At 66.1% G+C, this 21,590-nt stretch carries 19 protein-coding genes; 8 read left to right on the forward strand and 11 right to left on the reverse strand.

Annotated elements, in window-relative coordinates; genetic code table 11:
- Positions 1-39: 39 nt before the first annotated feature.
- A complete protein-coding gene (locus tag ACOABP_RS16945; RefSeq protein ID WP_474226315.1) occupies positions 40-1,377 on the forward strand; it encodes a mechanosensitive ion channel family protein in 1,338 nt (445 codons plus the stop codon).
- Positions 1,378-1,644: 267 nt separating this feature from the next.
- Here the strand turns inward: ACOABP_RS16945 and ACOABP_RS16950 are convergent.
- The 5 genes from ACOABP_RS16950 to ACOABP_RS16970 all read right to left on the reverse strand — a co-directional run bounded on the left by ACOABP_RS16950 (position 1,645) and on the right by ACOABP_RS16970 (position 8,544).
- Positions 1,645-2,813 (reverse strand): IS3 family transposase gene (locus ACOABP_RS16950; protein ID WP_474224667.1). Its coding sequence is split into 2 segments (ribosomal slippage): positions 1,645-2,546 and positions 2,546-2,813, totalling 1,170 coding nucleotides; the frame shifts between segments, so codons are not numbered across the junction.
- 354 nt (positions 2,814-3,167) lie between these two features.
- Complete coding sequence (gene purT / locus ACOABP_RS16955; RefSeq protein WP_474226316.1) at positions 3,168-4,370, reverse strand: formate-dependent phosphoribosylglycinamide formyltransferase; 1,203 nt, start codon at positions 4,368-4,370, stop codon at positions 3,168-3,170.
- Positions 4,371-4,519: 149 nt separating this feature from the next.
- Positions 4,520-6,700, reverse strand: coding sequence for a TonB-dependent siderophore receptor (locus ACOABP_RS16960; protein ID WP_474226317.1), 2,181 nt, complete (start codon positions 6,698-6,700; stop codon positions 4,520-4,522).
- A gap of 237 nt (positions 6,701-6,937) precedes the next feature.
- Positions 6,938-7,762 (reverse strand): IclR family transcriptional regulator, encoded by an 825-nt coding sequence (locus tag ACOABP_RS16965; RefSeq protein WP_474226318.1) that lies wholly within the window; start codon positions 7,760-7,762, stop codon positions 6,938-6,940.
- Positions 7,759-8,544 (reverse strand): IclR family transcriptional regulator, encoded by a 786-nt coding sequence (locus tag ACOABP_RS16970; RefSeq protein ID WP_474226319.1) that lies wholly within the window; start codon positions 8,542-8,544, stop codon positions 7,759-7,761. Before ACOABP_RS16970 ends, ACOABP_RS16965 begins: the two co-directional genes overlap by 4 nt.
- Positions 8,545-8,679: 135 nt before the next feature.
- On the opposite strand from ACOABP_RS16970, the gene ACOABP_RS16975 reads away from it, so the two are divergent.
- Both ACOABP_RS16975 and ACOABP_RS16980 read left to right on the forward strand, forming a co-directional pair.
- Positions 8,680-9,837: an acyl-CoA dehydrogenase family protein gene (locus ACOABP_RS16975; protein ID WP_474226320.1), complete on the forward strand. Its 1,158-nt coding sequence runs from the start codon at positions 8,680-8,682 to the stop codon at positions 9,835-9,837.
- Positions 9,838-9,895: 58 nt separating this feature from the next.
- Positions 9,896-10,885 (forward strand): Bug family tripartite tricarboxylate transporter substrate binding protein, encoded by a 990-nt coding sequence (locus ACOABP_RS16980; protein WP_474226321.1) that lies wholly within the window; start codon positions 9,896-9,898, stop codon positions 10,883-10,885.
- 53 nt (positions 10,886-10,938) lie between these two features.
- Here ACOABP_RS16980 and ACOABP_RS16985 read toward each other — a convergent pair whose 3' ends face one another.
- The 5 genes from ACOABP_RS16985 to ACOABP_RS17005 form a co-directional block, all read right to left on the reverse strand.
- Positions 10,939-11,625 (reverse strand): GntR family transcriptional regulator, encoded by a 687-nt coding sequence (locus tag ACOABP_RS16985; protein WP_474226322.1) that lies wholly within the window; start codon positions 11,623-11,625, stop codon positions 10,939-10,941.
- A 75-nt stretch (positions 11,626-11,700) separates the two neighbouring features.
- Positions 11,701-12,702, reverse strand: a complete 1,002-nt coding sequence (locus ACOABP_RS16990) for a TRAP transporter substrate-binding protein (protein ID WP_474226323.1) — start codon at positions 12,700-12,702, stop codon at positions 11,701-11,703.
- Between the two features lie 57 nt (positions 12,703-12,759).
- On the reverse strand, positions 12,760-14,025 hold the full coding sequence (locus tag ACOABP_RS16995) for a TRAP transporter large permease (protein ID WP_474226324.1): 1,266 nt from the start codon (positions 14,023-14,025) through the stop codon (positions 12,760-12,762).
- Positions 14,026-14,028: 3 nt separating this feature from the next.
- Positions 14,029-14,673 (reverse strand): TRAP transporter small permease, encoded by a 645-nt coding sequence (locus ACOABP_RS17000; protein WP_474226326.1) that lies wholly within the window; start codon positions 14,671-14,673, stop codon positions 14,029-14,031.
- 112 nt (positions 14,674-14,785) lie between these two features.
- Entirely contained in the window at positions 14,786-15,700 is a 915-nt protein-coding gene (locus tag ACOABP_RS17005) for a dihydrodipicolinate synthase family protein (RefSeq protein WP_400395630.1), read from the reverse strand.
- Positions 15,701-16,158: 458 nt separating this feature from the next.
- On the opposite strand from ACOABP_RS17005, the gene ACOABP_RS17010 reads away from it, so the two are divergent.
- Positions 16,159-16,422, forward strand: a complete 264-nt coding sequence (locus ACOABP_RS17010) for a hypothetical protein (protein ID WP_474226328.1) — start codon at positions 16,159-16,161, stop codon at positions 16,420-16,422.
- A 103-nt stretch (positions 16,423-16,525) separates the two neighbouring features.
- Here ACOABP_RS17010 and ACOABP_RS17015 read toward each other — a convergent pair whose 3' ends face one another.
- Complete coding sequence (locus tag ACOABP_RS17015) at positions 16,526-17,086, reverse strand: lipid-binding SYLF domain-containing protein (RefSeq protein ID WP_474226329.1); 561 nt, start codon at positions 17,084-17,086, stop codon at positions 16,526-16,528.
- A gap of 262 nt (positions 17,087-17,348) precedes the next feature.
- Between ACOABP_RS17015 and ACOABP_RS17020 the strand changes: the two genes are divergently transcribed.
- The 4 genes from ACOABP_RS17020 (at position 17,349) to ACOABP_RS17035 (ending at position 21,561) form a co-directional block, all read left to right on the forward strand.
- The gene (locus ACOABP_RS17020; RefSeq protein WP_474226330.1) at positions 17,349-18,641 is read left to right on the forward strand and encodes an LssY C-terminal domain-containing protein; all 1,293 of its coding nucleotides are present in this window, start codon (positions 17,349-17,351) and stop codon (positions 18,639-18,641) included.
- Positions 18,638-19,921: an LssY C-terminal domain-containing protein gene (locus ACOABP_RS17025; protein ID WP_474226331.1), complete on the forward strand. Its 1,284-nt coding sequence runs from the start codon at positions 18,638-18,640 to the stop codon at positions 19,919-19,921. Before ACOABP_RS17020 ends, ACOABP_RS17025 begins: the two co-directional genes overlap by 4 nt.
- Positions 19,922-20,021: 100 nt before the next feature.
- A complete protein-coding gene (locus ACOABP_RS17030) occupies positions 20,022-21,062 on the forward strand; it encodes a hypothetical protein (RefSeq protein ID WP_474226332.1) in 1,041 nt (346 codons plus the stop codon).
- Positions 21,063-21,300: 238 nt separating this feature from the next.
- On the forward strand, positions 21,301-21,561 hold the full coding sequence (locus ACOABP_RS17035; protein WP_474226333.1) for a hypothetical protein: 261 nt from the start codon (positions 21,301-21,303) through the stop codon (positions 21,559-21,561).
- The last annotated feature ends 29 nt before the right edge of the window (positions 21,562-21,590 follow it).

The raw sequence follows: 21,590 nt of genomic DNA on the forward strand, positions 1-21,590 counted from the left end.
TGTCGGCTGTTCCGAACCGAATCTCCTTGCATTGCCTTGATGACATTTGACGCCCTGCTGGATCTGTTCCAGCAACGCATTCCCGCCCATCCGTGGGCGCAGATCTCGCTTTATGTGCTGGCGCTGGCGCTGATTGCCGCCGTCGCGCAATGGCTGGTGGCCCGCGTGACGGGCCGTGTGGTCTATCGTGTGCTGAGCCTGTCGGGCAACCGCGAATGGGCAGCCGCGCTGATGCGCCATCGCACTTACCGGCGGCTTGGCTACGCGGTGTTCCTGGCCGTGATCACGGTCGGCATCAGCCAGGTGCCGGACCTGGGCAAGTTCTCGATCCTGATCGAGCGGCTGGCGCATGCCGGCACATGGGTCAGCGTGTTCCTGATGCTGTCAGGCGTGCTCGGTGCCTGGCAGACCGTCTTTGCCAACAGCCGGCGCGCGCAGACGCGGTCGATCAAGGGCTACGTGCAGATTGCCCAGCTGGCGCTGTGGCTGGTGTGCGGCGTGCTGGTGCTGTCGATCCTGATCGACCGCTCGCCGCTGTGGATGCTGTCCGGTATCGGTGCGCTGTCGGCGGTGCTGCTGCTGGTGTTCAAGGACACGCTGCTGTCGCTGGTGGCCAGCACGCAGCTTACGTCGAACGACATGCTGCGCATCGGCGACTGGATCGAGATGCCGCAGTCCAACGCCGACGGTTTCGTGATGGATATCGCGCTGCACACGGTCAAGGTCAAGAACTGGGACAACACCGTGACCACGGTGCCGACCTACAAGCTGTTCTCCGAGAGCTACCGCAACTACCGGCACATGTTCGAGTCCGGCGCGCGTCGCATCAAGCGCACGCTGCGCATCGACGCCACGTCGGTACGGTTCCTGGACGATGCCGAAGTGAAGGCGCTGATGCGCTTCCGGCTGCTGCACGACTACCTGGAGGTCAAGCAGCAGGAGGTGGAACAGACCAATCGCGCGCTGCAGGGGCAGGACACCGATCCCGTGAACCGCCGCCGGCTGACCAACCTGGGCACGTTCCGCGCCTATGGCATCGCGTTTCTGCGCGCGCACCCCGATATCCACCACGACCTGCTGCTGAACCTGCGCATGATGGAGCCAGATTCGCAGGGCATTCCGATCGAGGTCTACTGCTTCAGCACGCGTACGGGCTGGATGGACTACGAGCGCATTCAGGGCGACATCTTCGACCACCTGTTTGCGATCCTGCCGGAACTGGGTCTGCGCCTGTACCAGGCACCTTCGGGGGCGGATTTGAGCGGGCTGCGCGATTCGCCGCGCGGCGCGCATGCCGCACTGGCCGTGGCGGCGTCCGACCCGGGCGCGCGCGAGCCGATGGCGGCGCAGACCGATCGGGCGGATCGGGTTGTGTGAGGCGGGGGAGAGGGCCTCTCAAGACGCGATGGCCTCGATTTGAATCGCCATGCCCTCTCCCCCAGCCCCTCTCCCGCAGGCGGGAGAGGGGAGCAAACCGTGGGGGGCTGTTTTGCCTGTGGTTGTCTCCCCTCTCCCATTTATGGGAGAGGGGCGGGGGAGAGGGCGAGCGTCTCAAGACGCGATGGCCTCGATTTGAAGCGCCATGCCCTCTCCCCCAGCCCCTCTCCCGCAGGCGGGAGAGGGGAGTGTAGTGGTCAAGTTTTTTCAGACAGGTATTAGGGTGGTCTGTTGGAACTTGTCCTCGTAGTCTGTTGGCGACGTGTAGCCCAGTGTCGAATGCAAGCGCACCGGGTTGTAGAAACCCACGATGTACTGCGTGATGTCGCGCCGGGCTTCGGCCCGGTCGACGTACCGCCTCTGCCAGACGCGCTCCATCTTCAGGTTCAGGAAGAAGCGTTCTGCTACAGCGTTATCCCAGCAATCGCCGGCCCGGCTCATGCTGCAAACCAGGCCGTGGCGCGCCAGCAATCCCTGGTACTCCTCGCTTGCATACTGGCTGCCCCGGTCCGAATGCACTATCAGTCCGGGCGCCGGATTGCGCTGCAGGATGGCCATCTTCAAGGCCGACGCCACCAGCGCGGCGGGCATGGCCGCTGCGCTGGCCCAGCCCACTACCTTGCGCGAATACAGGTCCAACACCACCGCCAGATACAACCAGCCTTCCCCCGTGCGCACATACGTGATGTCCGACACCCAGGCCCGGTTGGGCTGTGCGGGCCTGAACTGCCTGCTCAGCACGTTCGGCGCCACCGGCCTGCCATGCCGGCTGTCAGTCGTCGCCACGAACTTGCGCTTCCACACCGGGTGCAGATTCTCCTGGCGCATCAGCGTGCGGGCCCGATAGCGCCCGATCTTCACCCCCTGCCTGTCCAAATCCTGCGCCACGCGCCGGCTGCCGTAGGTACGTCCGCTGGCCTCGAACGCCGCCCGCACATACACCGCCTGCCGCAAGGCCTTCTCCTTGGTGGCAGGCTCTCGCCCGGCCGCGTAATACCCCGCCCGGCTCACGCCCAGCACCCGGCATGCCCGACTGATGGCGATCGCCTCCTTCTGCAATCCGCTAACCACTCGATAGATCACTTGAGTTCGCGGGCGAAGAAGGCCGATGCCTTTTTTAGGATCAGGTTGTCCTCCTTCAGGCGGCGGTTTTCCTCTTCGAGCTGGCGAATGCGCTGCTGCTCAGGCGTCAGCGGCTTGCCCACTCCCTTGCCGCCAGCCACTTCAAGGTCGTACTGGACCAGCCAGCGCCGTAAGGCGGTCTCGCCAATCGCCATCGTGTGGCAAACCTCGGCGACCGATAGGCCCTGATCCCGGATCATCCGGACTACCTCCAGCTTGAAGGCAGCGTCAAACTTGCGGCGTTGCTTTGTCATGTCGTCTTTCCTCGTCGATCGTGATTTTCCACCTATCGACCTGTCTGAGGAAATTGGACCACTACAGAGCAAACCGTGGGGCGCTGTTTTGCCTGTGGTTGTCTCCCTTGTCCCGTGCGGGAGAGGGGGGCAAACCGATAGAGGCTGTTTTGCCTGTGGTTGTCTCCCCTCTCCCATTTATGGGAGAGGGGCGGGGGAGAGGGCGAGCGTCTCAAGACGCGATGGCCTCGATTTGAAGCGCCATGCCCTCTCCCCCAGCCCCTCTCCCGCAGGCGGGAGAGGGGAGCAAACCGTGGGGGGCTGTTTTGCCGATGGTTGTCTCCCCTGTCCCGTGCGGGAGAGGGGGGAAATACATCAGGCCTTGCGCGGCTTGACCTTGCTGGCGGATTCCTTGGCGCGATTGCGGGCGGTATCGACGTCGGCGGCATAGGCCAGCGCCACGCCCATGCGGCGCTTGGAGAACGACTCGGGCTTGCCGAACAGGCGCAGTTCGGTCTGCGGGACGCGCAGCGCTTCGTCCACGCCATCGAATACGATGCCTTCGGCGTCGACGCCACCGTAGATCACGGCGCTGGCGCCCGGGGCGCGCAGGCTGGTGTCGACCGGCAGGCCCAGGATGGCGCGGGCGTGCAGTTCGAATTCGTTCTGCCACTGCGAGATCATCGTCACCATGCCGGTGTCGTGCGGACGCGGGCTGACTTCGCTGAACCAGACCTGCTCGCCCTTGACGAACAGTTCCACGCCGAACAGGCCCTGGCCGCCCAGGTCGGCCGTCACGGCGCGCGCGATGTGCTGGGCCGTTTCCAGCGCCTTCGGATGCATGGGGTGCGGCTGCCAGCTTTCCACGTAGTCGCCCGCCACCTGCACGTGGCCGATCGGCTCGCAGAATTGCGTTTCCACCTGACCATTGACGCCCACTGCGCGCACCGTCAGCAGCGTGATTTCGTAGTCGAAATCGATAAAGCCTTCCACGATCACGCGGCCGTGGCTGACACGGCCGCCGGCCATGGCGTAGTCCCACGCCGCCTTGACGCCTTCGGGGCCGTCGATCTTGCTCTGGCCCTTGCCCGAGCTGCTCATGACCGGCTTGACCACGCACGGATAGCCGATGCCGCCATCGATGGCGGCCTGCAGCTCTTCGAGCGAATCGCAGAACTTGTACGGGCTGGTGGGCAGGCCGAGCGTTTCGGCTGCCAGGCGGCGGATGCCTTCGCGGTCCATCGTCAGGCGCGCGGCACGGGCGGTGGGGATCACGCGGACCACGCCGGCGGCTTCCAGGGCTTCGAGCATCGGCGTGGCAATGGCTTCGATTTCCGGCACCACCAGATCGGGACGCTCGGCCTCGATCAGTGCCTTGAGCTGCTCGCCGTCGCTCATCGTGATCGTGCGCGCGTGGTGGGCCACCTGCTGGCCCGGCGCGTTCTCGTAGCGGTCCACGGCGATGGTCTCAACGCCCAGGCGCTGCAGCGCGATCAGCACTTCCTTGCCTAGTTCGCCGGAGCCCAGCAGCATGACTTTGGTGGCGGACGGGGAGAGGGGCGTTCCAAGGGTGCTCATGGCGGGGGCTCGGCGGGAAGGAAAAACCGCGATTGTATACGGGCAGCAGGCTCACGGGCCAGCGGCGCGCCAAAAACAGGAAGGCCCCGCCGGGGCGGGGCCTTTGCGGCCATCCGGGGCATCCCCCGGGGCATGGCTATGGCGCCAGATCAGTACGCGATCTTCGCGCTCAGGCTGATGGCACGCGGGTCGGCCGGCTGGGCGTAGTTCTCGTACTGGAAGGCCCAGTAGCGCTTGTTGGTCAGGTTGGACAGCGCCGCACGCAGCGTCAGTTCCTTGCCCGCCACACGCGTGTTGTACGTGGCACCGAGATTGAACACCGTGTAGCCGCCCAGGTTCAGGTTGTTGGCGGCGTCGGCCTTCATCGGGCCGGTGTACTTGCCGTCCACACCAACCTTCAGGCCCGGCACGAACGGGATGCGGTAGGCCACGCGGCCGGTCAGCATGAAGTTCGGGGCGCCCGCCACGCGGTTGCCGATGTTGGCATTGCCCTCGGTGTATTCGGTGTGCAGGAACATCGCGCTGCCGCCCACTTCCCACTGCGAGCCGATCCGCGACGAGCCGGCCAGTTCCAGGCCCTGGTAGACCGACTGGCCGTCCTGGACGAAGGTAGGCAGCGTGCCCGGGCCGTTGTCGCGCGCGAATTCGCTGCGGCGCTCGATGCGGAACAGCGCGGCGGTACCGGTCCAGATGCCCTGGTCGGTCTTGGCACCCACTTCGTACTGGCGGCTCTTGGCCGGTGTCAGGCCCTGGCCGGCGTTCGAGTAGTTGGTTGCCACCACGCCGCCACCGTCGAACGATTCCACGTAGCTGGCGTACAGCGTCGTGCTCGGCATCGGCTTGAACATGATCGCCGCCGTGGGCGTCAGCAGGCCGTTCTTGGTGAAGCTGGTGTTACCCGATCCCGTGCCGGTATAGCTGTTCTGCTCGTAGTTGGTCACGCGCAGGCCGGCCAGTACCGACCATTTGTCGGTCAGGTGCATCGTGTCGCTGACGAACGCGGCCTTCTGGGCCGTATCGCCGGCGCGGTATTTCTGGAATGCCGTGTCGCTGTAGTGCACGCCCGTGTACGGAGCGTAGAGGTTGCCGGACGCGAACGAGGAGTCGTTGAAATAGTTGCTGGAATAGCGGTCGATCTGCTTCTGCCAGCTCAGGCCGGCCACCAGTTCGTGGCGGAACTGGCCGGTGCGGAACTTGCCCTCGACCATCGTCGTCCAGTTGCTGAATTGCTGGTTCTCGGCGCCGTCGTAGCGCGAGCTGGTGTAGTTGCCGGCGGCATCCGACAGGAAGAACGTGCTTTCGTTACGGCTGCGGGCCTGCTTGCTGAAGCTGTAGGTCGTGCTGACCGTCCAGTCCTGGTTCAGGTTGTAGCGCAGGCCGGTCTGGTAGACCTGCAGATTCGAGTAGAAGTGCGTGTCCGGGCCGCCGTAGAGACCGCCACGGCCGCTGATCACGCCCGGCAACTGGTTGCCGCTCAGGCTGCCCAGGTAGAACGACGGCGTGGCGCCCCAGGTATTGCGGTCCTGATAGATGCTGTCGAACGTCCAGGTCAGGTCGCGCGTGATGCGGGCGTCCAGGCCCAGCGACACCGAATTGCGGTTGATACCCACGGCATTGGCCGGCTTGCCTTCCTCGTGCGTCACGTTCAGGCGGTAGCCGAACATGTTGTCGGGGCCTGCACGGCCGCCCACGTCGACGTGCTCGGTCCATACGTGCGACGACCGGTAGCCCAGTTCCACGCTGGCCGTGAACTGGTCGGTCGGTTTCTTCGTCACGTAGTTGACGGTGCCGCCCGGGTTGCCGAAGCCGTACATGAAGCCGGACGCGCCCTTGAGCAGTTCGACCTGGTCCAGTTGCTCGTACGGCAGCGTGATGCCGTAGGCGATGAACGGCATGCCGTTGATCTTGTACGCATTGCGCCAGTCGAGCTGCAGCCCGCGCACGGTGGTGTACGACGCCCACGCGTTGTTGCCGTTGCTGTTGTCCGAGACCGAGGCATCGTTGAAGAACACGTCGCCAACCTTGGTTACCTGGCGGTCGGCCAGGTCTTCACCGCTGACCACCGTGGTGGAAAACGGCGTGTCGAGCTGCGAACGGCTGCCCAGTGCGCCGCCGGAGGCCTTTTTCTTGAGCTGCGGGCCTACTTCGATGTCCTGCGCGGCGCTCACGGTCACCGTCGGCAGGGCCTGGTCGGCCGGCGCGGTCTGGGCGAAGGCGGTTCCGCATAGCGGAAAGCCGGCCAGGACGGCCACACGGGCGAAGGCGGCGAGAGGGCGGATGCGCGAGGGGGCGTGCTGCCGGCGGGATGCCGGCGACGGGCAGGACGTCATGGTGCGGTTTGGCTCGTAAATGAAAACGTAAACCGTAATGCGAACAACTCGCATTACGGTGTCAAAGGGCGAATAATGCCCAGTGAGCACTTGAGCCGTCAAGAAAAAGCCGTGGACCAGGCACGGCCTTTGCCATATTTCCAACAGGTGGCAGATTGGATGCAATCCGGACAAGACACGGCGTCCGTCCCGATGCCGGGGGCGCGCTGGCGCGCTCTGGCGCTGACCACCCGATGCTCAGCGCAGTCCGAGCAGGTCTTCCAGCGTGCGGGCCAGCGCCACCACGCGCGGCCCCACGCGCTTCTGCACGGTGTCGAACGTGCCCGGGCGCGCCGGCACGCCGCAGTTGACGATGAACCATTGGGAGTCCACCGGTCTGCATAGCGGAACGGCGAAGCCGAACACGTCATGCCGCCATTCGGCCCGGTTCGAGCAGTAGCCGACCGTTTCCAGGTCATGCCGCGCCTGGGACAGGGCCGCTTCGGCGCGGCGCCAGGCGTCGGGCGACGCCAGCCGCAGGCGGTTCAGCACCGGATCGCGCAATTCGGCTGGCACGCGCCACAGCCATGCCTTGCCGATGGCGGTGGTCAGCATCGGCAGCGCCGCGCCGATATCGGGCGGCACCACCAGGTTGTCGGTCGAGCGCGCGGTTTCCACGTAGATCATCTGGGTGCGGTCGCGGATGCCCAGCGACACGGCGCCGCCTATCTCGTCGGCCAGCGCCTTCATCAGCGGCCGCGCCACCTGGCGAATCTGCATGCTGGCGAGCAGCGGATAACCCGGCGCCAGCACCGGTGCGCCCAGGCGGTACTTGCCCAGTGCAGTTTCATGCCGCAGATAGCCCAGCGCGGCCAGCGTATGCGTGAGCCGCGCCACCGTGGATTTCGACAGCCCGGTGCGCTGCACGAAATCGCGATTGCCCAGCAACGCCTCGCCGGGGCGGTAGGCCAGCAGGATGTCGATGCCGTTTGCCAGCGTCCGGGCGAACTGGCGGTCGGCCGGATCGTCGTCAGGGGCCGGCAGCGGCGGGGTCCCGGTGTCGCCGTGGATATCGTGGGTCATGCCAGCAGCGCCTCCACTTCGGCCACCAGTTCCAGCAGGCGCGGCCCCATCTCGCGTTCGAGCTTGCCCGCCTTCATGCGCGCCGCCGGCACGCCGCAGTTGAACACCAGCGTTTCGCCATCGATGGGCCGTTGCATCGGCACGGCCACTGCGTGGACGTCGGGCAGCCAGTCGCCGGCCGAACGCGCAAAACCGAGCGTGGCCAGGTCTTCGATGGCGGCCGGGATGGCATCGGCATGGCGCTGCCATTCGTCGGGCTCCGTTTCGCGCAGGCCGGCCAGCACGGCGGCGCGCAGGTCGGCGGGCGCCTGGGCCAGCCAGGCACGGCCGATGGCCGACGCCAGCATTGGCAGCGACGCGCCGATATCGGGCCGGAAGGCAATGGCGTCGTGTCCCCGGCTGGTTTCCACGTAGACCATGCGCAGGCGGTCGCGCAGGCCCAGCGACACGGAACCGCCCATGCGGTCGGCCAGCGCCTTCATCAGCGGCCGTGCCACCTGGCGCACGCGCAGGCTCGCCAGCAGCGGATAGCCGAGCGACAGCGCCGTCGACCCCAGCCGGTAGCGGCGCAGCCGCGCGTCGTAGAGCAGCAGCCCGCGCACGGCCAGCGTGTAGGTCAGCCGGCTGATGGTGGCCTTGGACAGCCCCGTGCGCTCGGCCAGTTCCTTGTTGCTGAGTACCGTTTCGCCCACCCGGAAACACTGCAGCAGCGCCAGGCCATGCGCAAGCGTGGTGGCGAAGGCCGGGTCGGGGTGGTGATGGGGAGATTTGGGCGCGGTCATCGGTTGTCATCCTACCGAAGCCAGTATGGCGCCGGGCGGGCCGGTGTTCAAGATAGCGAAACAACTGTGCCGGCATATCGAAGCCGCGCGTACGCTTGCCTTCATCACAAAACACAAGACCGATGGAGCGAGACGATGATTCGTGACCCCGACGTATTCCAGCCGTTCCTGCATTCGCTGCGCCGCTTTGTGCGCGAGCGGCTGGTGCCGCGCGAAGCCGAGGTGGCCGCGCAGGACCACGTTCCCGAGGATCTGGTCGACGCCATGGCCACGCAGGGCATGTTCGGCTATTCGATTCCCGAGGAATACGGCGGCGCCGGCATGACCACCGAGGAACTGGTGCTGGCCGCGATGGAGCTGTCGCAGTGCTCGGTGGCGTTCCGTGCCCGCGTGGGCACCAACACCGGCATCGGCTCCGAGGCCCTGGTGGCCGATGGCACGCCCGAGCAGAAGGCCCGCTACCTGCCCCTGCTTGCCAGCGGCGAGCTGACCGGCTCGTTCGCGCTGACAGAGCCCGACGCGGGCTCGGACGCCACGGCACTGAAGACCACGGCCGTACGCGACGGCGATCACTACGTCCTGAACGGCACCAAGTGCTTCATCACCAATGCGCCCATTGCCGGCGTGTTCACGGTCATGGCGCGCACCGACCCGGAGAAGTCCGGCGCGGGCGGCATCTCGGCGTTTATCGTGCCGCGCGGCACGCCGGGGCTGGGCACGGGGCAGCCGTACCAGAAGATGGGCCAGGCCGGCTCGCCCGTATCCGAAGTCTATTTCAACGATTGCCGCGTGCCGGCCGCCAACCTGATCGGCGGCGAGGAAGGCCAGGGCTTCAAGACCGCGATGAAGGTGCTGAACAAGCAGCGCATCCATCTGGCGGCGCTGTGTACCGGGCCGGCCATCCGCATGCTCGACGACGCGGTGCGGTTTGTCACCGAGCGCAAGCAGTTCGGGCAGTTGCTGGCCGACTTCCAGCTGGTGCAGGCCATGATTGCCGACTGCCAGACCGAGATCCACGCAGCCCGCGCGCTGATCCTGGAAACCGCGCGCAAGCGCGACGACGGGCAGGACGTGACGATGGAGGCGTCGATCTGCAAGTTCTTCGCGTCCGAGATGTGCGGCCGCGTGGCCGACCGCTGCGTGCAGCTGTTCGGCGGCTACGGTTATATCGCCGACTACGGCATCGAACGCTTCTACCGCGACGTGCGCCTGTTCCGGCTGTACGAAGGCACAAGCCAGATTCACCAGCTCAATATTGCCAGGCGCACCTTCGCGCAGGCCGGCGGCCGCTGAGCGGCGCACCACGGGACGGCCACCACAGAGTGGCCACCAAGATATCGACGGAGACAACATGTTCAAGCCCATCCTGATTGCCGCCGGCCTGGCCTGCGGCATGGCCCTGACGCCGATGATGCCAGCCCACGCGGCCGACGCCGACGCCAGGTATCCCGGCAAGGTGATTCGACTGGTGGTGCCGTTTGCGCCGGGCGGGTCTACCGATATCGTGGCGCGGCTGATTTCCGAGCCGCTGCGCGAGGAACTGGGCCAGACCGTGATCGTCGATAACCGGCCCGGCGCGGGCGGCAATATCGGCGGCGATATCGTTGCCAAGGCCGCGCCGGACGGCTACACGCTGCTGATGGCCGCCGCCGGGCAGATCGCCATCAACCCGAGCCTGTACGCGAAGATGAGCTACGAGCCTGCGCGCGACCTGGCGGCCGTGACGATGATCGCCCGGGACCACAACATGATGGCCGTGAATGCGTCGCTGCCGGTCAGGAACGTCAAGGAGTTCGTGGCCTACGCCCGCGCACATCCGAACCAGATCACATTCGGCTCGCCCGGCAACGGCAGCCCGGCGCAGCTGGCCGGCGAACTGCTGAACCAGACCGCCGGCCTGAAGATGCAGCACGTGCCCTACAAGGGCAGCGGCCCGGCCGTGGCCGACCTGATCGCCGGCCATATCACGCTGATGATCGACAACATGCCGGCGATCTGGCCTCACGTGCAGTCGGGCAAGCTGCGGGCGCTGGCGGTAACCAGCGAGAAGCGCGCATCGGGTGCGCCTGACGTGCCCACCGCCGAGGAAGCCGGGCTCAAGGGCTATGTGGTGCCCGCATGGAAGGGGCTGATGGCGCCGGCCCATACGCCGCGCCCGATCGTCGACCGCCTGAACCAGGCCATGGTCAAGGTGCTGGCGCGGCCCGAGATCCGCAAGCGATTGATGGAGCAGGGCGCCGAGCCGGTGGGCAATTCACCTGAGCAGTTCGCGCAGCAGATCAAGTCCGATACCGCCTGGTGGGCGGCGCTGGTGAAATCCACCGGCACCACGCTGGACTGACGAAAACGCATTCCTTCCGGCAAGGAAGACCCTGGTTGCTGGCCGGCCGACGATCAGGCGTCGATGACCCGCCGTGCGAACCGTTCCAGGTAGTCCATCAGCAGGTCGGCGCCGCGCGCGGCGTCGGCCTCGTTGCCGCTGGCGATGGCGCTGGCCATCGCGTGGTGCGCTTGCGCGCCCTCGGCAATCTCGCCTTCGTGCTGGTAGGCGTACCAGAAACGGCGGCACTGCACGATCAGCGGGATCACGGCCTTCACGGCCGACCGGTTGCGGCAGGCGGCGTGGTTGACGTGGTCCAGTGCCTGGTCGGCGGCCATGTATTCGTCCAGGTTGCCGCGCTGGGCGGCCTTGACCATTTTCTGTGCGCTCGCCAGCAGCGCCTTGCGCTGGGCATCGGTGGCGCGCCGCGCGGCGCTGGCGGAAATCAGCCGTTCCAGTACGCGCCGGGTGGCAATCACGTCCAGGTGGTCCATCACGTCGATGGTCGACACCATCAGCCCGCGCCGTGGCTGCTGCACGATCAGGCCCATCGACACCATGCGCATCAGCGCCTCGCGCACCGGCGTGCGGCCCAGCCCGGTCATTTCGGCCAGCTCGGCCTCCACCACGGGGCTGCCGGGCGCGATCTCCAGCTTCGAGATCATGGTCTCGATCCGGTCATAGGCGATATCGGCGGCGCGCCGCTTGCCGGTTTCCGGCGCGTGCGCGGCAGTACCCTGGGAACTGGAAGCGTTAGGCATCTCGTAGAAGTAAGCGGGGCCCGCCAGCCGGCAGGGCTGGCGGTGGCCGACATTATGCCGCAGGCGGGCAGGGCTTCAGAGCGTGGCGCCGATCTTGCGCAGTTCCGGGATGGCCGGGGCCTTGGCCACCCAGAGTTCGTCGAACTTCCTGATAACCGGCTGCGGGTCGTAGCTGGACGCGCTCTTGAATGCCACCGACGACTGCTTGAGCTTGTCGACCAGGCCGGCTTCGGTGGTCACGATATCGTTGATCTGCGCCGTCAGCGCCTGGCTGACCAGTTGCCGCACCAGGTCGCGGTCCTTGGGGTCGAGCCCGGCCCAGATCCGGCCCGACACCAGCGGCGCGAACGGCATGAACAGCGCGTTCATCGGCAGCAGCGCCTTCGAGATCTTGTCGTAGCGCTGGTTCCAGGACAGTTCGATATCGGCTTCCAGCCCGTCCACCTGCCCGTTGGTCATGGCATCGAACACGGCCGGGGTGGGGATGGGCGTGGGTGCGGCGCCCAGCATCGAATAGAAATCGCGGTAGACCGGCGTGGGGTTGATCCGCAGCTTCATGCCCTTGAGGTCGTCGGGCGAGCCGATGTCCCTGGTGGCAAACACCACGCGCATGCCCGTGATGCCCCAGCCCAGGCCGATGGTGCCGGTTTCGCGCGGCAGGGCATCGAGCAGCTTCAGCGCGGCGGGCGTGCGCACGAGCTTTGCCACGCTTGCCGTGGAGCGTACCAGGTAGGGGGCGTTGATGGCGGCCACGCTGGACACGCGCGACCCCAGTTCGGCGGCCTGGATCCAGCCCATGTCGAGCGCGCCCGACTGCAGCTGCTGCATCATCGCCGACTCGTTGCCAAGCTGGCCCGAGTGGAACACCGTGACGCTGAGCCTGCCGTTCGTCTCCTTCTTCAACGATTCGCCGAATGCCACGGCCGCGCGGTTCCACGAGTGGCCGGCCGGGGTAATCAGCCCCAGGCGGAATTCCTTGGTGGTGGCGGCACGCGTGGTGGACGTGATCACCAGCGGCGCGGCGGCCGTGGCAAGCGCGGTGGTCTTCAGAAAGCGGCGGCGGGTGAAGTGGGACATGGCAGGCTCCTGTACGTTCGGTGATGTCGAGGGGATGTCGAGGGGGAGGGAACTCGGTTACTTCAGCAGCCCGATGGACAGGCTGGGGAACAGCGACAGCAGCACCAGCCCTACGCAACTGATCAGGAAGAAGGGCAGGGTGATGATGAACATCTTGCCGGGCTTGGCCCCGGTGACGGCCGACGCCACGAAGAAGCTCAGCCCCACCGGCGGCGACATCAGCCCCAGCACCAGGTTGATCACGATGACCACGCCAAAGTGGCGCGGATCGATGTGATAGACCTCGGTGGCTACGGGCAGCAGGATCGGTACGGTCATGATCAGGCCGGGAATGCCGTCGATCACGGTGCCGATGATCAGCAGGATTACGTTGGCGAGCAGCAGGAATGCCACCGGGCTGTGTGCCACGGTCTGGATCCAGGTAGCCACCATCTGCGGGATCTTCCCGTAGATCAGCAGCCACGAGAATACGGCCGCCGCCGCCACCAGGAACAGCACGATGGCCGAGTAGATGGCCGAGCGCAGCAGGATGGCCGGCATCGTGCGCATGTCGAATTCCTTCGTCACGTAGCGCCCCACCAGCGCCGCGGCCAGCGCGCCCACGGCGGCCGCCTCGGTCGGATTTGCCAGGCCGGCCAGGATCGAGCCCACGATCACGATCGGGATCAGCAGCGTCGGACTGGCCTGCAGCACGGTTGTCGCGCGCTCGCGCAGCGTCTGGCGGGCGCTGCGCGGGTAGTTGTAGAACATCCCCATGATGGCGATGATCACGAAGAACAGCACCGTCAGCAGCACGCCGGGCACGATGCCGGCGATCAGCATGTCGCCCACGGCCACCTGGGCCAGCACGCTGTAGACCACGAACATCACCGAGGGCGGGATGATGGGGCCGAGCATGCCGCCGTAGACGGTAAGGCCCGCCGCGAAGGTCTTGTCATAGCCCTGTTTTTCCATCTCGGGCACCATGACCTGCGCCATGATGGCTACCTGTGCGGTGGCCGAGCCAATGATCGACGACACCAGCATGTTGGCCAGGATGTTGACGTAGGCCAGCCCGCCCTTGACCGAGCCGACAAAGGCCATCGACAGGTCCACCAGCCGGCGCGTGATGCCGCCGCTGTTCATGATCTCGCCGATCAGGATGAACAGCGGGATGGCGATCAGGCCGTAGCTGTCCACGCCGGCGAACATCTGCGTGGGAAACGACTGCAGCAGCACGGTATCGCCGGTGCTGAAGATAAAGGCCAGGCCCGACAGGCACAGGCAGATGCCGATCGGCACGCCGGCCAGCATCACGGCGCAGAAGAAGAAAGTGGTCGTCATGGCTCAGTTCACCGATTCGGCATTGCCGACATGGAACTCGGGATACGCCCGGCGCGGCGCCAGGTCCAGGTCTTCGAGCAGGTTCGCCAGCGCATGCAGGCTCAGGGTGCAGGCGAACAGCGGCATGATCAGCTGCAGTACCCACACCGGCCATTCCAGCGTCTGTGTGCGCTCGGTGTAGAGGAAGTTGAACGACTGGGCCGCGTATTCCTTTGCGTCGAACTTGAAGTTGGCGATGCCGACCGGGTCCATCCACAGCCAGCACATGGCGATCATGGCAAGGCCGAACACCAGCACGCCGCCCGTGGCGATGACCTTGGCGGCCTTTGCCAGCTTTGCCGGCAACTGTTCGGTCAGCAGCCCCACCGCGAAATCGAGGCGCAGGCGCGTCATGATCGACGCGCCGACGAAGGTCAGCCACACCACCGAGTAGACCGAGGCCTCGTCCACCCAGTAGAGCGGCAGGCCGGCATAGCGAGTCACCACGTTCAGCAGGATCAGCAGCACCAGCAGGGTCATCAGCCCGCCAAGCGCCAGGCGCTCCACGGCAAGCACGGCGTCCGAGGCGCGCAGCACCCAGCGCACGGGGCGCGCCACGGGCGGGCTGGCGGAGGCTGCGTCCGCCGTGATCGAGGAGAGGTCTGGCATTGCTGTAAAGCTCCTGTGCGTGGGAATTGGCCGGGCCGGATCGAGCAAGTTGGATGCCAGTCGGCGCGCATGGCGCCGGGCTGGCATCGCAGGCGTCAGTTCACCGATTGGGTCAGGCCACCGACTGGTATTGCGCGGGCCGCGTCGCCAGTGCCTGGCGCACGACGCGTTCGACGAAGGCACGTTCCTCGCCGATCAGCGGCAGGCGCGGGCGGCGCATGTGCTCGGTGCCCACGCCCACGATGGCGTCGATCAGCTTCAGGTTCTGCACCAGCTTGTTCGATACATCGAGATGGAGCATCGGCGTCATCCAGCGGTAGAGCTTCAGCGCCTCGGCGAAATTGCCCGCGCGCATGAGGTCGAACAGCGCCACGGTCTCGCGCGGGAACGCGCAGCCCACGCCGGCCAGCAGGCCGTCGCAGCCAAGCGCCAGCCCTTCGTAGGCCAGGTCGTCCACGCCCATGAAGATCTGGTAGCGGTCGCCCACGGTGTTGCGCAGGTCAGTCACGCGGCGGATGTCGCCGGTGCTTTCCTTGACCGCGGCAATCCATTTGCAGTCGGCCAGTTCGGCCATGTGCTCGGGCTTGAGGTCCACGCGATAGGCAACCGGGTTGTTGTAGACCATCACCGGTTTCTGGGCCGCCTCGGCCATGGCGCGCACGTTCTGCATGGCCTCGCGGGCGTCGGCCACGTAGATGACCGACGGCATGACCATGAAGCCGGCCACGCCAAGCTTGTTGGCGCCGTCGATATAGCGCAGTGCGTCGCGCGTGCTGGTCTCGGACACATTGGCCAGCACCGGAATGCGGCCATCGGCGGCCTCCAGCGCAATGCGCGCCACGTCGAGCTTTTCTTCCAGCGACAGCGTGCTGGCCTCGCCCAGCGATCCGCAGGTGACCAGACCATGGATGCCGTTGCGGATCTGGAAATCGATATGGCGGATGGTGCCTTCTGCGTCGATGCGCTCGTCGGCGTGGAACTTGGTCGTGACGGCCGGGAAGATGCCGGTCCAGCGCGGATTGCTCATGAAGAACTCCTCGGTTGGAAAGGTGAGGCTGTGCACCCGGCGATCCTTCGAACGCCTTGGGACGCGGTACGAAAATATCTTGTAAATATATTAGCGATATCTTTGGAAAATAATCCAGCACGAAGCATGCCAGTGGAAACCCGGATAGGCGGCGTGCCGGAAAACGGCGTCAGACGGTGGATTGGGGGCAGGGCGCGCCGGGTGGGGCGCGTGCCCGGGCGGGCCGGAAGGGGGCACGACGGGGCACGGTTGGCTCCGGCATGCACCGCAGGCGAGAGGCATGCACCGATGCGGCTCGTGGATGGGCGTGGCTTGCTCAGGCGATCGGGGCGGTCGAAATCGTCCCGTCAGGCTGTCATTTCTGGCGATTCATGGGTATCGTGCGCGCTGCAACCCGCACAGGCGCATCACGCACAGCTGATCGCCTGGACCAACCACCACGCCACGCAGACAAGCCGATGGGCTCTTCCGACCGATATCTCTTCCGCGAACGTCGTATCGTGATCTGGCGCCGGCGGGCCGTGTCGGTGCTGTGGCTGGTTGCCAGATGCGTCGGCTGGGCGCTGTTCTTCTGGCTGGCGTGGCTATCGGACGGGACGAACGGCGACTTGCCGCGCAACCGGAAGGAATGGAAGTGGAGCATCCTCGCCGTTGTCGGGGCGGCGGCCTTCATTGGGTTGCTGTATTGGCTGTTTCCCGCAGCGATGTCGGGCCCGTTGTGAATAGCCTGGCGCTGCGGGTGCCGATCAAAAGACAAGCGTGTTCCCCGGGCCGCACCCTCGGCCCGATCTGGCAGCCCGAAGCCAGCCGCTTTTCTGTAGCGGCTTAGTTCAGATCGTCATCCTTGTAGTACTTGGTGCCCTTGGCGGTCAGTTCCAGCGCCAGGCCCTTGTCCGTGATTTGGTAGAGCCAGATTCCGGGCCCCACGGCCAGTGCGCCCTGGTACGCGGTGCCGCTGTCGCCGGCCTTGGCCGCAGCCGTCGACTGGCCGCCAAACGTCCAGCCTGACTGGATGAACTCGTTCAGCGCGGCTTCCTTCTCGAACACCCAGACCAGCTGGAATTTCTTGACGCCAATGCCCAGGCCCGCCTGGAGTTCGACCATCTTCATGTAGGTCGAGGCCTTGGTCTTGTTATTCACGGCGATGCCTTCGCCGGTGCCGCTGCCGGCCAGCAGGATCTTCATGCCGAAATTGCTGAAAGCCGCGTAGCCGGCCGCCGATGACACGGCGCTGCGTGCCGATGGCTGCGCCTTGTAGAGCGCATCCAGCGCCTTTTGGGCGGCCTTGCGCACCTCGGCCTGCTTTTCGGATTTGCTTGCGCACAGTGCAATCGCGGGTACCGCGACCAGGGCGGGAATTGTCAGGATGGCGATTCTTCGATTCATTGCTGCCCCCTTTCTTCGTATCGGGGCGCCAGGCCCCTTGCTTTTTGCAGCGCCGGCCAGTGTGCAACGCATTGGTTGTTCGCGTTCGGTCCCATGATTCACCGTACTGTCGTGCGCCCGGCGGGCACCTCTTTCTTGTGAAACGCGGGAACGTATCCCAGACTAGACGATGGAAAGCCGTGCGGCAATCTGGCCCTGAAGCGGCCAGCTTCCGGGCTGCTTCGATCCCGTGACAGCCGGTTTCGCGTTCGCCGCGTCAGCCATGAAATCTGCCGCTACCGTTTGCATGCTGATGGCGCTGGTGGCCTGCGCAGCCCCCGAGCGCCAGGACGCGGTGGGTGACTTCCGGTCAAGGGCCGTCACGCGTGCCGATGGCGGTGTGAGCGTGGCCGTCTCGGTCTTGTCGGCGCGCGAGAGTGCCGAACTCTATGGCGTGCCATTGGCCGAAAAGGCCACGCAGCCGGTCTGGGTACAGGTCCACAACGACGACGACAGGCCGTACTACCTGCTGTTTCCCGGGCTCGATCCGAATTTCGTCCCAAGCTCCGAGGCTGCCGAGGCATTCGCCGCGGACGCGCCCGCCAATGCACAACGCCAGCTTCGCGAGCGCTTTGCGGAACTGGCCTTCCGCAATCCGGTGCCACCCGGCCAGACCGTGTCGGGCATGGTGCTGATCAGCCTCGAGGAAGGCGTCAAGCTGGTGCAGATCGACCTGGCAGCCGACGGCCGCACGCGCACGTTCTCGGTGTTCACGGTCGTGCCAGGGTTCCGGGGCGACTACCAGACCAGCGAGGTATTCAAGCGCGAGATCTATCCTGCCGAGGCGATCCGTCATTTTGACGACGACGAGGCATTCCGGGCTGCCCTGGAGGCACTGCCATGCTGCGCCACCAACGGCGACGGCTCGCGTAATGGCGATCCACTGAACCTGATCATCGTTGGTGGCCTGGACGATGCCTTCCCGGCCCTGGTACGGCGCGGCTGGCGTCCGACCGAGACGAAATGGTCGGGCGCCATCATGCGCGTGGTGACGTCGGCGCTGTCCGGCGAGCGCTACCTGAATGCACCCGTCAGCGATCTCTACCTGTTCGGCCGCCCGCAGGACCTGGCGCTGCAGAAGGCGCGCGATTCGGTTCACCAGCGCAACCACCTGAGGCTCTGGCTGAGCCCCTTGCGTTATCAGGGCAAGCCGGTATGGGTGGGGCAGATCAGCCGCGACATCGGCAGCCGCATGACGATTCATTCGCCGACGCTGACCACCCACAAGATCGATCCCGATGTCGACGAGGCGCGCACGGCGCTGGCCGAAGACATGGCGTACTCCCAGAGCCTGGCCGTGGTCGGGTACGTGGGCGGCGTTGGCCAGGCCCCGCCGCAGGCCCCACGCCAGAACCTGACTACCGATCCCTATTACACGGATGGCGACCGCCTGGTGATGCTGTTCTACCAGCGCCCCGCATCGCTGTCGGCGATCCGGCGGTTCGGCTGGCATGAGGAGCACGAGCAGCATGGGCTGGACGGGCGTCGCGGAAGCGGTGTCGGGGTAGGGCGATGATCGCCGTCCCGCGTGTCCGGCGCTGGCCGGCTGCACAGGGGCTGGCAATGGCCGCCTGCCTGTTGCTGTTACTGTCGCTGGCGGGGTGCTCGACCTGGCAACGGCCTGCCGAAGGCGGCGACGAGCCGCTGCGCGCCCGGGCCGTCAGCATGACAAAGGACGGCGTCACGTTGAGCGCAGCCGTACCGAGCAAGCTGGAAAGCCACCGCCTGCTGGGCGCCAATGTCGCTGCCACCGGCGTGCAGCCGGTCTGGATCGAGGTCCACAACGGCACGGCCCAGTCGCTGGCACTGCTGCGTACGGGCACCGATCCCGACTACTTCTCGCCACTCGAAGTTGCCTGGTCGCTGCACGGATGGTTCACCGGCGGAACGAATGCCGAGATCGACGACTGGTTCAACCATGTGGGATTCAGGAACCCCATCCCGCCCGGCGAATCGCGCTCGGGCATCGTGTTCACCAACCCCGCGCGCGGTACCAAGCTGCTGAATGTGGATCTGCTTGGCAACCAGCACCTGGTGGTCTTTACGCTGTTCCTGAGGGTGCCCGATGATGACGGCGATCCGAATTTCTCGCGCTCGTTGTTTACGTACCCCGAACCGGTGGCGGTGGATTACCAGGATCTGGCGTCGCTGCGCGCCGCGCTGGAGCGCCTGCCATGCTGCGCCACCGACGCCAGCGGCCAACGCAGTGGCGATCCGCTCAATGGCGTGGCCATCGGCGGGCTGGAAGACTTCGGGGCGGCCATGGTGCGCCGGAACTACCGGCGCAACCAGGAGCCGTTCGACGATGCGCAGTACGTTTTCGGGCGCGTGCCCGATGCCGTCCTGCGCAAGCAGGGGCAAGCCGGCGTGGTGTCACCGAACTGGATACGCGCCTGGCTGGCGCCGTTTCGCTATGAGGGGCAGGCCGTCTATGTCCTGCAGATCGGCCGGCCAACCGGTGGCCGCCTGTTGGCAGCCCCGGCGCAGTCCGTGCTGCACGAGGACGTGGACGAGGCCCGGAACATGGTCGTCCAGGACAGCATCTACTCGGAAGGCCTGGAAAAGCTCGGCTTCGTCACCGGAGGCGGGCCGGTCAGCCGGCAGCACGAACGCAGCAGCCTGAACGGGGCGAAGTACTTTACCGACGGACTTCGCGCGGTGATGTTCTTCGTGACCCGGCCCCTGAGCATTTCGGATCTGGAAATCCTGGACTGGGTGCCCCTTGGCAAGCCCGCGACGACCGATGACGTCGGGAAGGATCAGCATGCTGCCGAAGACACTGCGCGGACGCGCTAGGCTGCCCGGCGTCGGGTTACCCGTACGGCGGGGGTGGCCGGGAGGGCGGGAGCTGGGGGCTCGTTGCGCCCGTGTCCGGGCGCTGGCCTGTGCCTGCCTGATGCTGGCCGCCTGCGCATCGAAGCCGCTGGTGCCGTATTCCACCGAAACGCCCCCGCTGATCCTGGCGCCGGCCGCCAGTGCCGGCGTGCGCGACGCACGCGGGCGCTTTCGCGAGATCTACTGCGCGATCCTGAGTACCCGCCAGCAGACACTGCCTGACCACCAGCCGTGCGAAACCGCGCTGACGCGCGTCGGCGCGGAGCCGGCCGGCACAGGCAAGCCGGTGGATCTTGGTCCGTCGCGGCGGCATCTGATGGCGATGATCGTGCCGGGCATCGGCTACGAATGTTTCGAGCCGTGGCTCGATCCTCCAGGCACGGTCGCTACCCATGTGCGGCAGTTCGGCTACGATGCCGCGCTGCTCAGGGTCGATGCGCTGTCAGGCACCGCCCACAACGCACGCCAGGTGCGCGATGCCGTCATGGCGCTGCCTGAAGGGCCGGACGGGCCGTATGTCGTGCTGATCGGCTATTCCAAGGGCGCGCCGGATATCCTTGAGGCGGTGGTCAGCTATCCGGAAATCCGCAGCCGCGTGGTGGCCGTGGTCAGCGCAGCCGGCGCCGTTGGCGGGTCGCCACTGGCCAACGATGCCGAGCAATACCAGGCCAACCTGCTGCAGCATTTCCCGGGCTCGAAGTGCGAGGCCGGCGATGGCCGGGGCGTGGAAAGCCTGCGGCCGGCGGTAAGGCGTGCATGGCTGGCCGACCACCCGCTGCCCACCGGGCTGCGCTATTACTCGCTGGTGACATTCCCGGAGCCAGATCGCATCTCGTCCATTCTTGAATCCAGCTACGACAAGCTGGCACGCATCGACGCCCGCAACGACAGCCAGATGATTTTCTACGACCAGATCGTGCCGGGCAGCGCCCTGGTTGGCTATGTCAATGCCGATCACTGGGCGCTGGCCGTACCGATCGCGCGGTCGCGCCCGACCATCGGCGCCATGTTCGTGACACGTAACGCCTATCCGCGCGAAGCCCTTACCGAGGCGCTGCTGCGGTTTGTCGAGGAAGACCTGGCGAGCCCGCCTTCCAGGTAGGCCGCACCATCCGCGCCAGAAAATGCCGCGCCCAGGAAAGGCGCGGCCGTCAGGCATGCCCGCTACCGGGATATGTCCGGGCACCACGACAATCTGGCACGATCTAACGTGCGACCGATTATGTCCGTATAGGTGTCTTTCTGGACATACATGCCCGGCTCAATTGCGGTAATCTCTGGCGCGTCAGAGGGGATCGCTCACACCATGATGTGAGCCGAAAACAGATCAGGAGATCGCGATGGTACGCAATGCCTTACGCGACACGGCAATGCTGGAGCAGTACGTCAGGTATCTGCAAACCAGGGTTGCCAAGCAGCAGGCAGTTGTCGCGCAACTCAGGGAATGCGGGCTGGACCCGCACGAAGACCAGGTCGTGCTGGAGAACCTTGAGGGCGCCACCGAAGCGTTGGCGCGGCAGCTGGACCAGATGAAGAGCCGGCCGACCCTGCTCGGTTCGGGTGAACGGCGCCCGGCACGGCCGCGGCACGTGCCGGCCTGAAGCGCGGCAAGGGCGGCTCGCGCCGGGTA

The sequence above is a fragment of the Cupriavidus sp. HE11 genome (genome assembly GCF_056097175.1).

Bases quoted from the DNA above. Each gene is read 5' to 3' on its own strand.
- ACOABP_RS16945 (WP_474226315.1), top strand. From the start codon at position 40: ATGACATTTGACGCCCTGCTGGATCTGTTCCAGCAACGCATTCCCGCC.
- purT (WP_474226316.1), bottom strand. From the start codon at position 4,370: ATGAGCACCCTTGGAACGCCCCTCTCCCCGTCCGCCACCAAAGTCATG.
- ACOABP_RS16960 (WP_474226317.1), bottom strand. From the start codon at position 6,700: ATGACGTCCTGCCCGTCGCCGGCATCCCGCCGGCAGCACGCCCCCTCG.
- ACOABP_RS16965 (WP_474226318.1), bottom strand. From the start codon at position 7,762: ATGACCCACGATATCCACGGCGACACCGGGACCCCGCCGCTGCCGGCC.
- ACOABP_RS16970 (WP_474226319.1), bottom strand. From the start codon at position 8,544: ATGACCGCGCCCAAATCTCCCCATCACCACCCCGACCCGGCCTTCGCC.
- ACOABP_RS16975 (WP_474226320.1), top strand. From the start codon at position 8,680: ATGATTCGTGACCCCGACGTATTCCAGCCGTTCCTGCATTCGCTGCGC.
- ACOABP_RS16980 (WP_474226321.1), top strand. From the start codon at position 9,896: ATGTTCAAGCCCATCCTGATTGCCGCCGGCCTGGCCTGCGGCATGGCC.
- ACOABP_RS16985 (WP_474226322.1), bottom strand. From the start codon at position 11,625: ATGCCTAACGCTTCCAGTTCCCAGGGTACTGCCGCGCACGCGCCGGAA.
- ACOABP_RS16990 (WP_474226323.1), bottom strand. From the start codon at position 12,702: ATGTCCCACTTCACCCGCCGCCGCTTTCTGAAGACCACCGCGCTTGCC.
- ACOABP_RS16995 (WP_474226324.1), bottom strand. From the start codon at position 14,025: ATGACGACCACTTTCTTCTTCTGCGCCGTGATGCTGGCCGGCGTGCCG.
- ACOABP_RS17000 (WP_474226326.1), bottom strand. From the start codon at position 14,673: ATGCCAGACCTCTCCTCGATCACGGCGGACGCAGCCTCCGCCAGCCCG.
- ACOABP_RS17005 (WP_400395630.1), bottom strand. From the start codon at position 15,700: ATGAGCAATCCGCGCTGGACCGGCATCTTCCCGGCCGTCACGACCAAG.
- ACOABP_RS17010 (WP_474226328.1), top strand. From the start codon at position 16,159: ATGGGCTCTTCCGACCGATATCTCTTCCGCGAACGTCGTATCGTGATC.
- ACOABP_RS17015 (WP_474226329.1), bottom strand. From the start codon at position 17,086: ATGAATCGAAGAATCGCCATCCTGACAATTCCCGCCCTGGTCGCGGTA.
- ACOABP_RS17020 (WP_474226330.1), top strand. From the start codon at position 17,349: ATGAAATCTGCCGCTACCGTTTGCATGCTGATGGCGCTGGTGGCCTGC.
- ACOABP_RS17025 (WP_474226331.1), top strand. From the start codon at position 18,638: ATGATCGCCGTCCCGCGTGTCCGGCGCTGGCCGGCTGCACAGGGGCTG.
- ACOABP_RS17030 (WP_474226332.1), top strand. From the start codon at position 20,022: ATGCTGGCCGCCTGCGCATCGAAGCCGCTGGTGCCGTATTCCACCGAA.
- ACOABP_RS17035 (WP_474226333.1), top strand. From the start codon at position 21,301: ATGGTACGCAATGCCTTACGCGACACGGCAATGCTGGAGCAGTACGTC.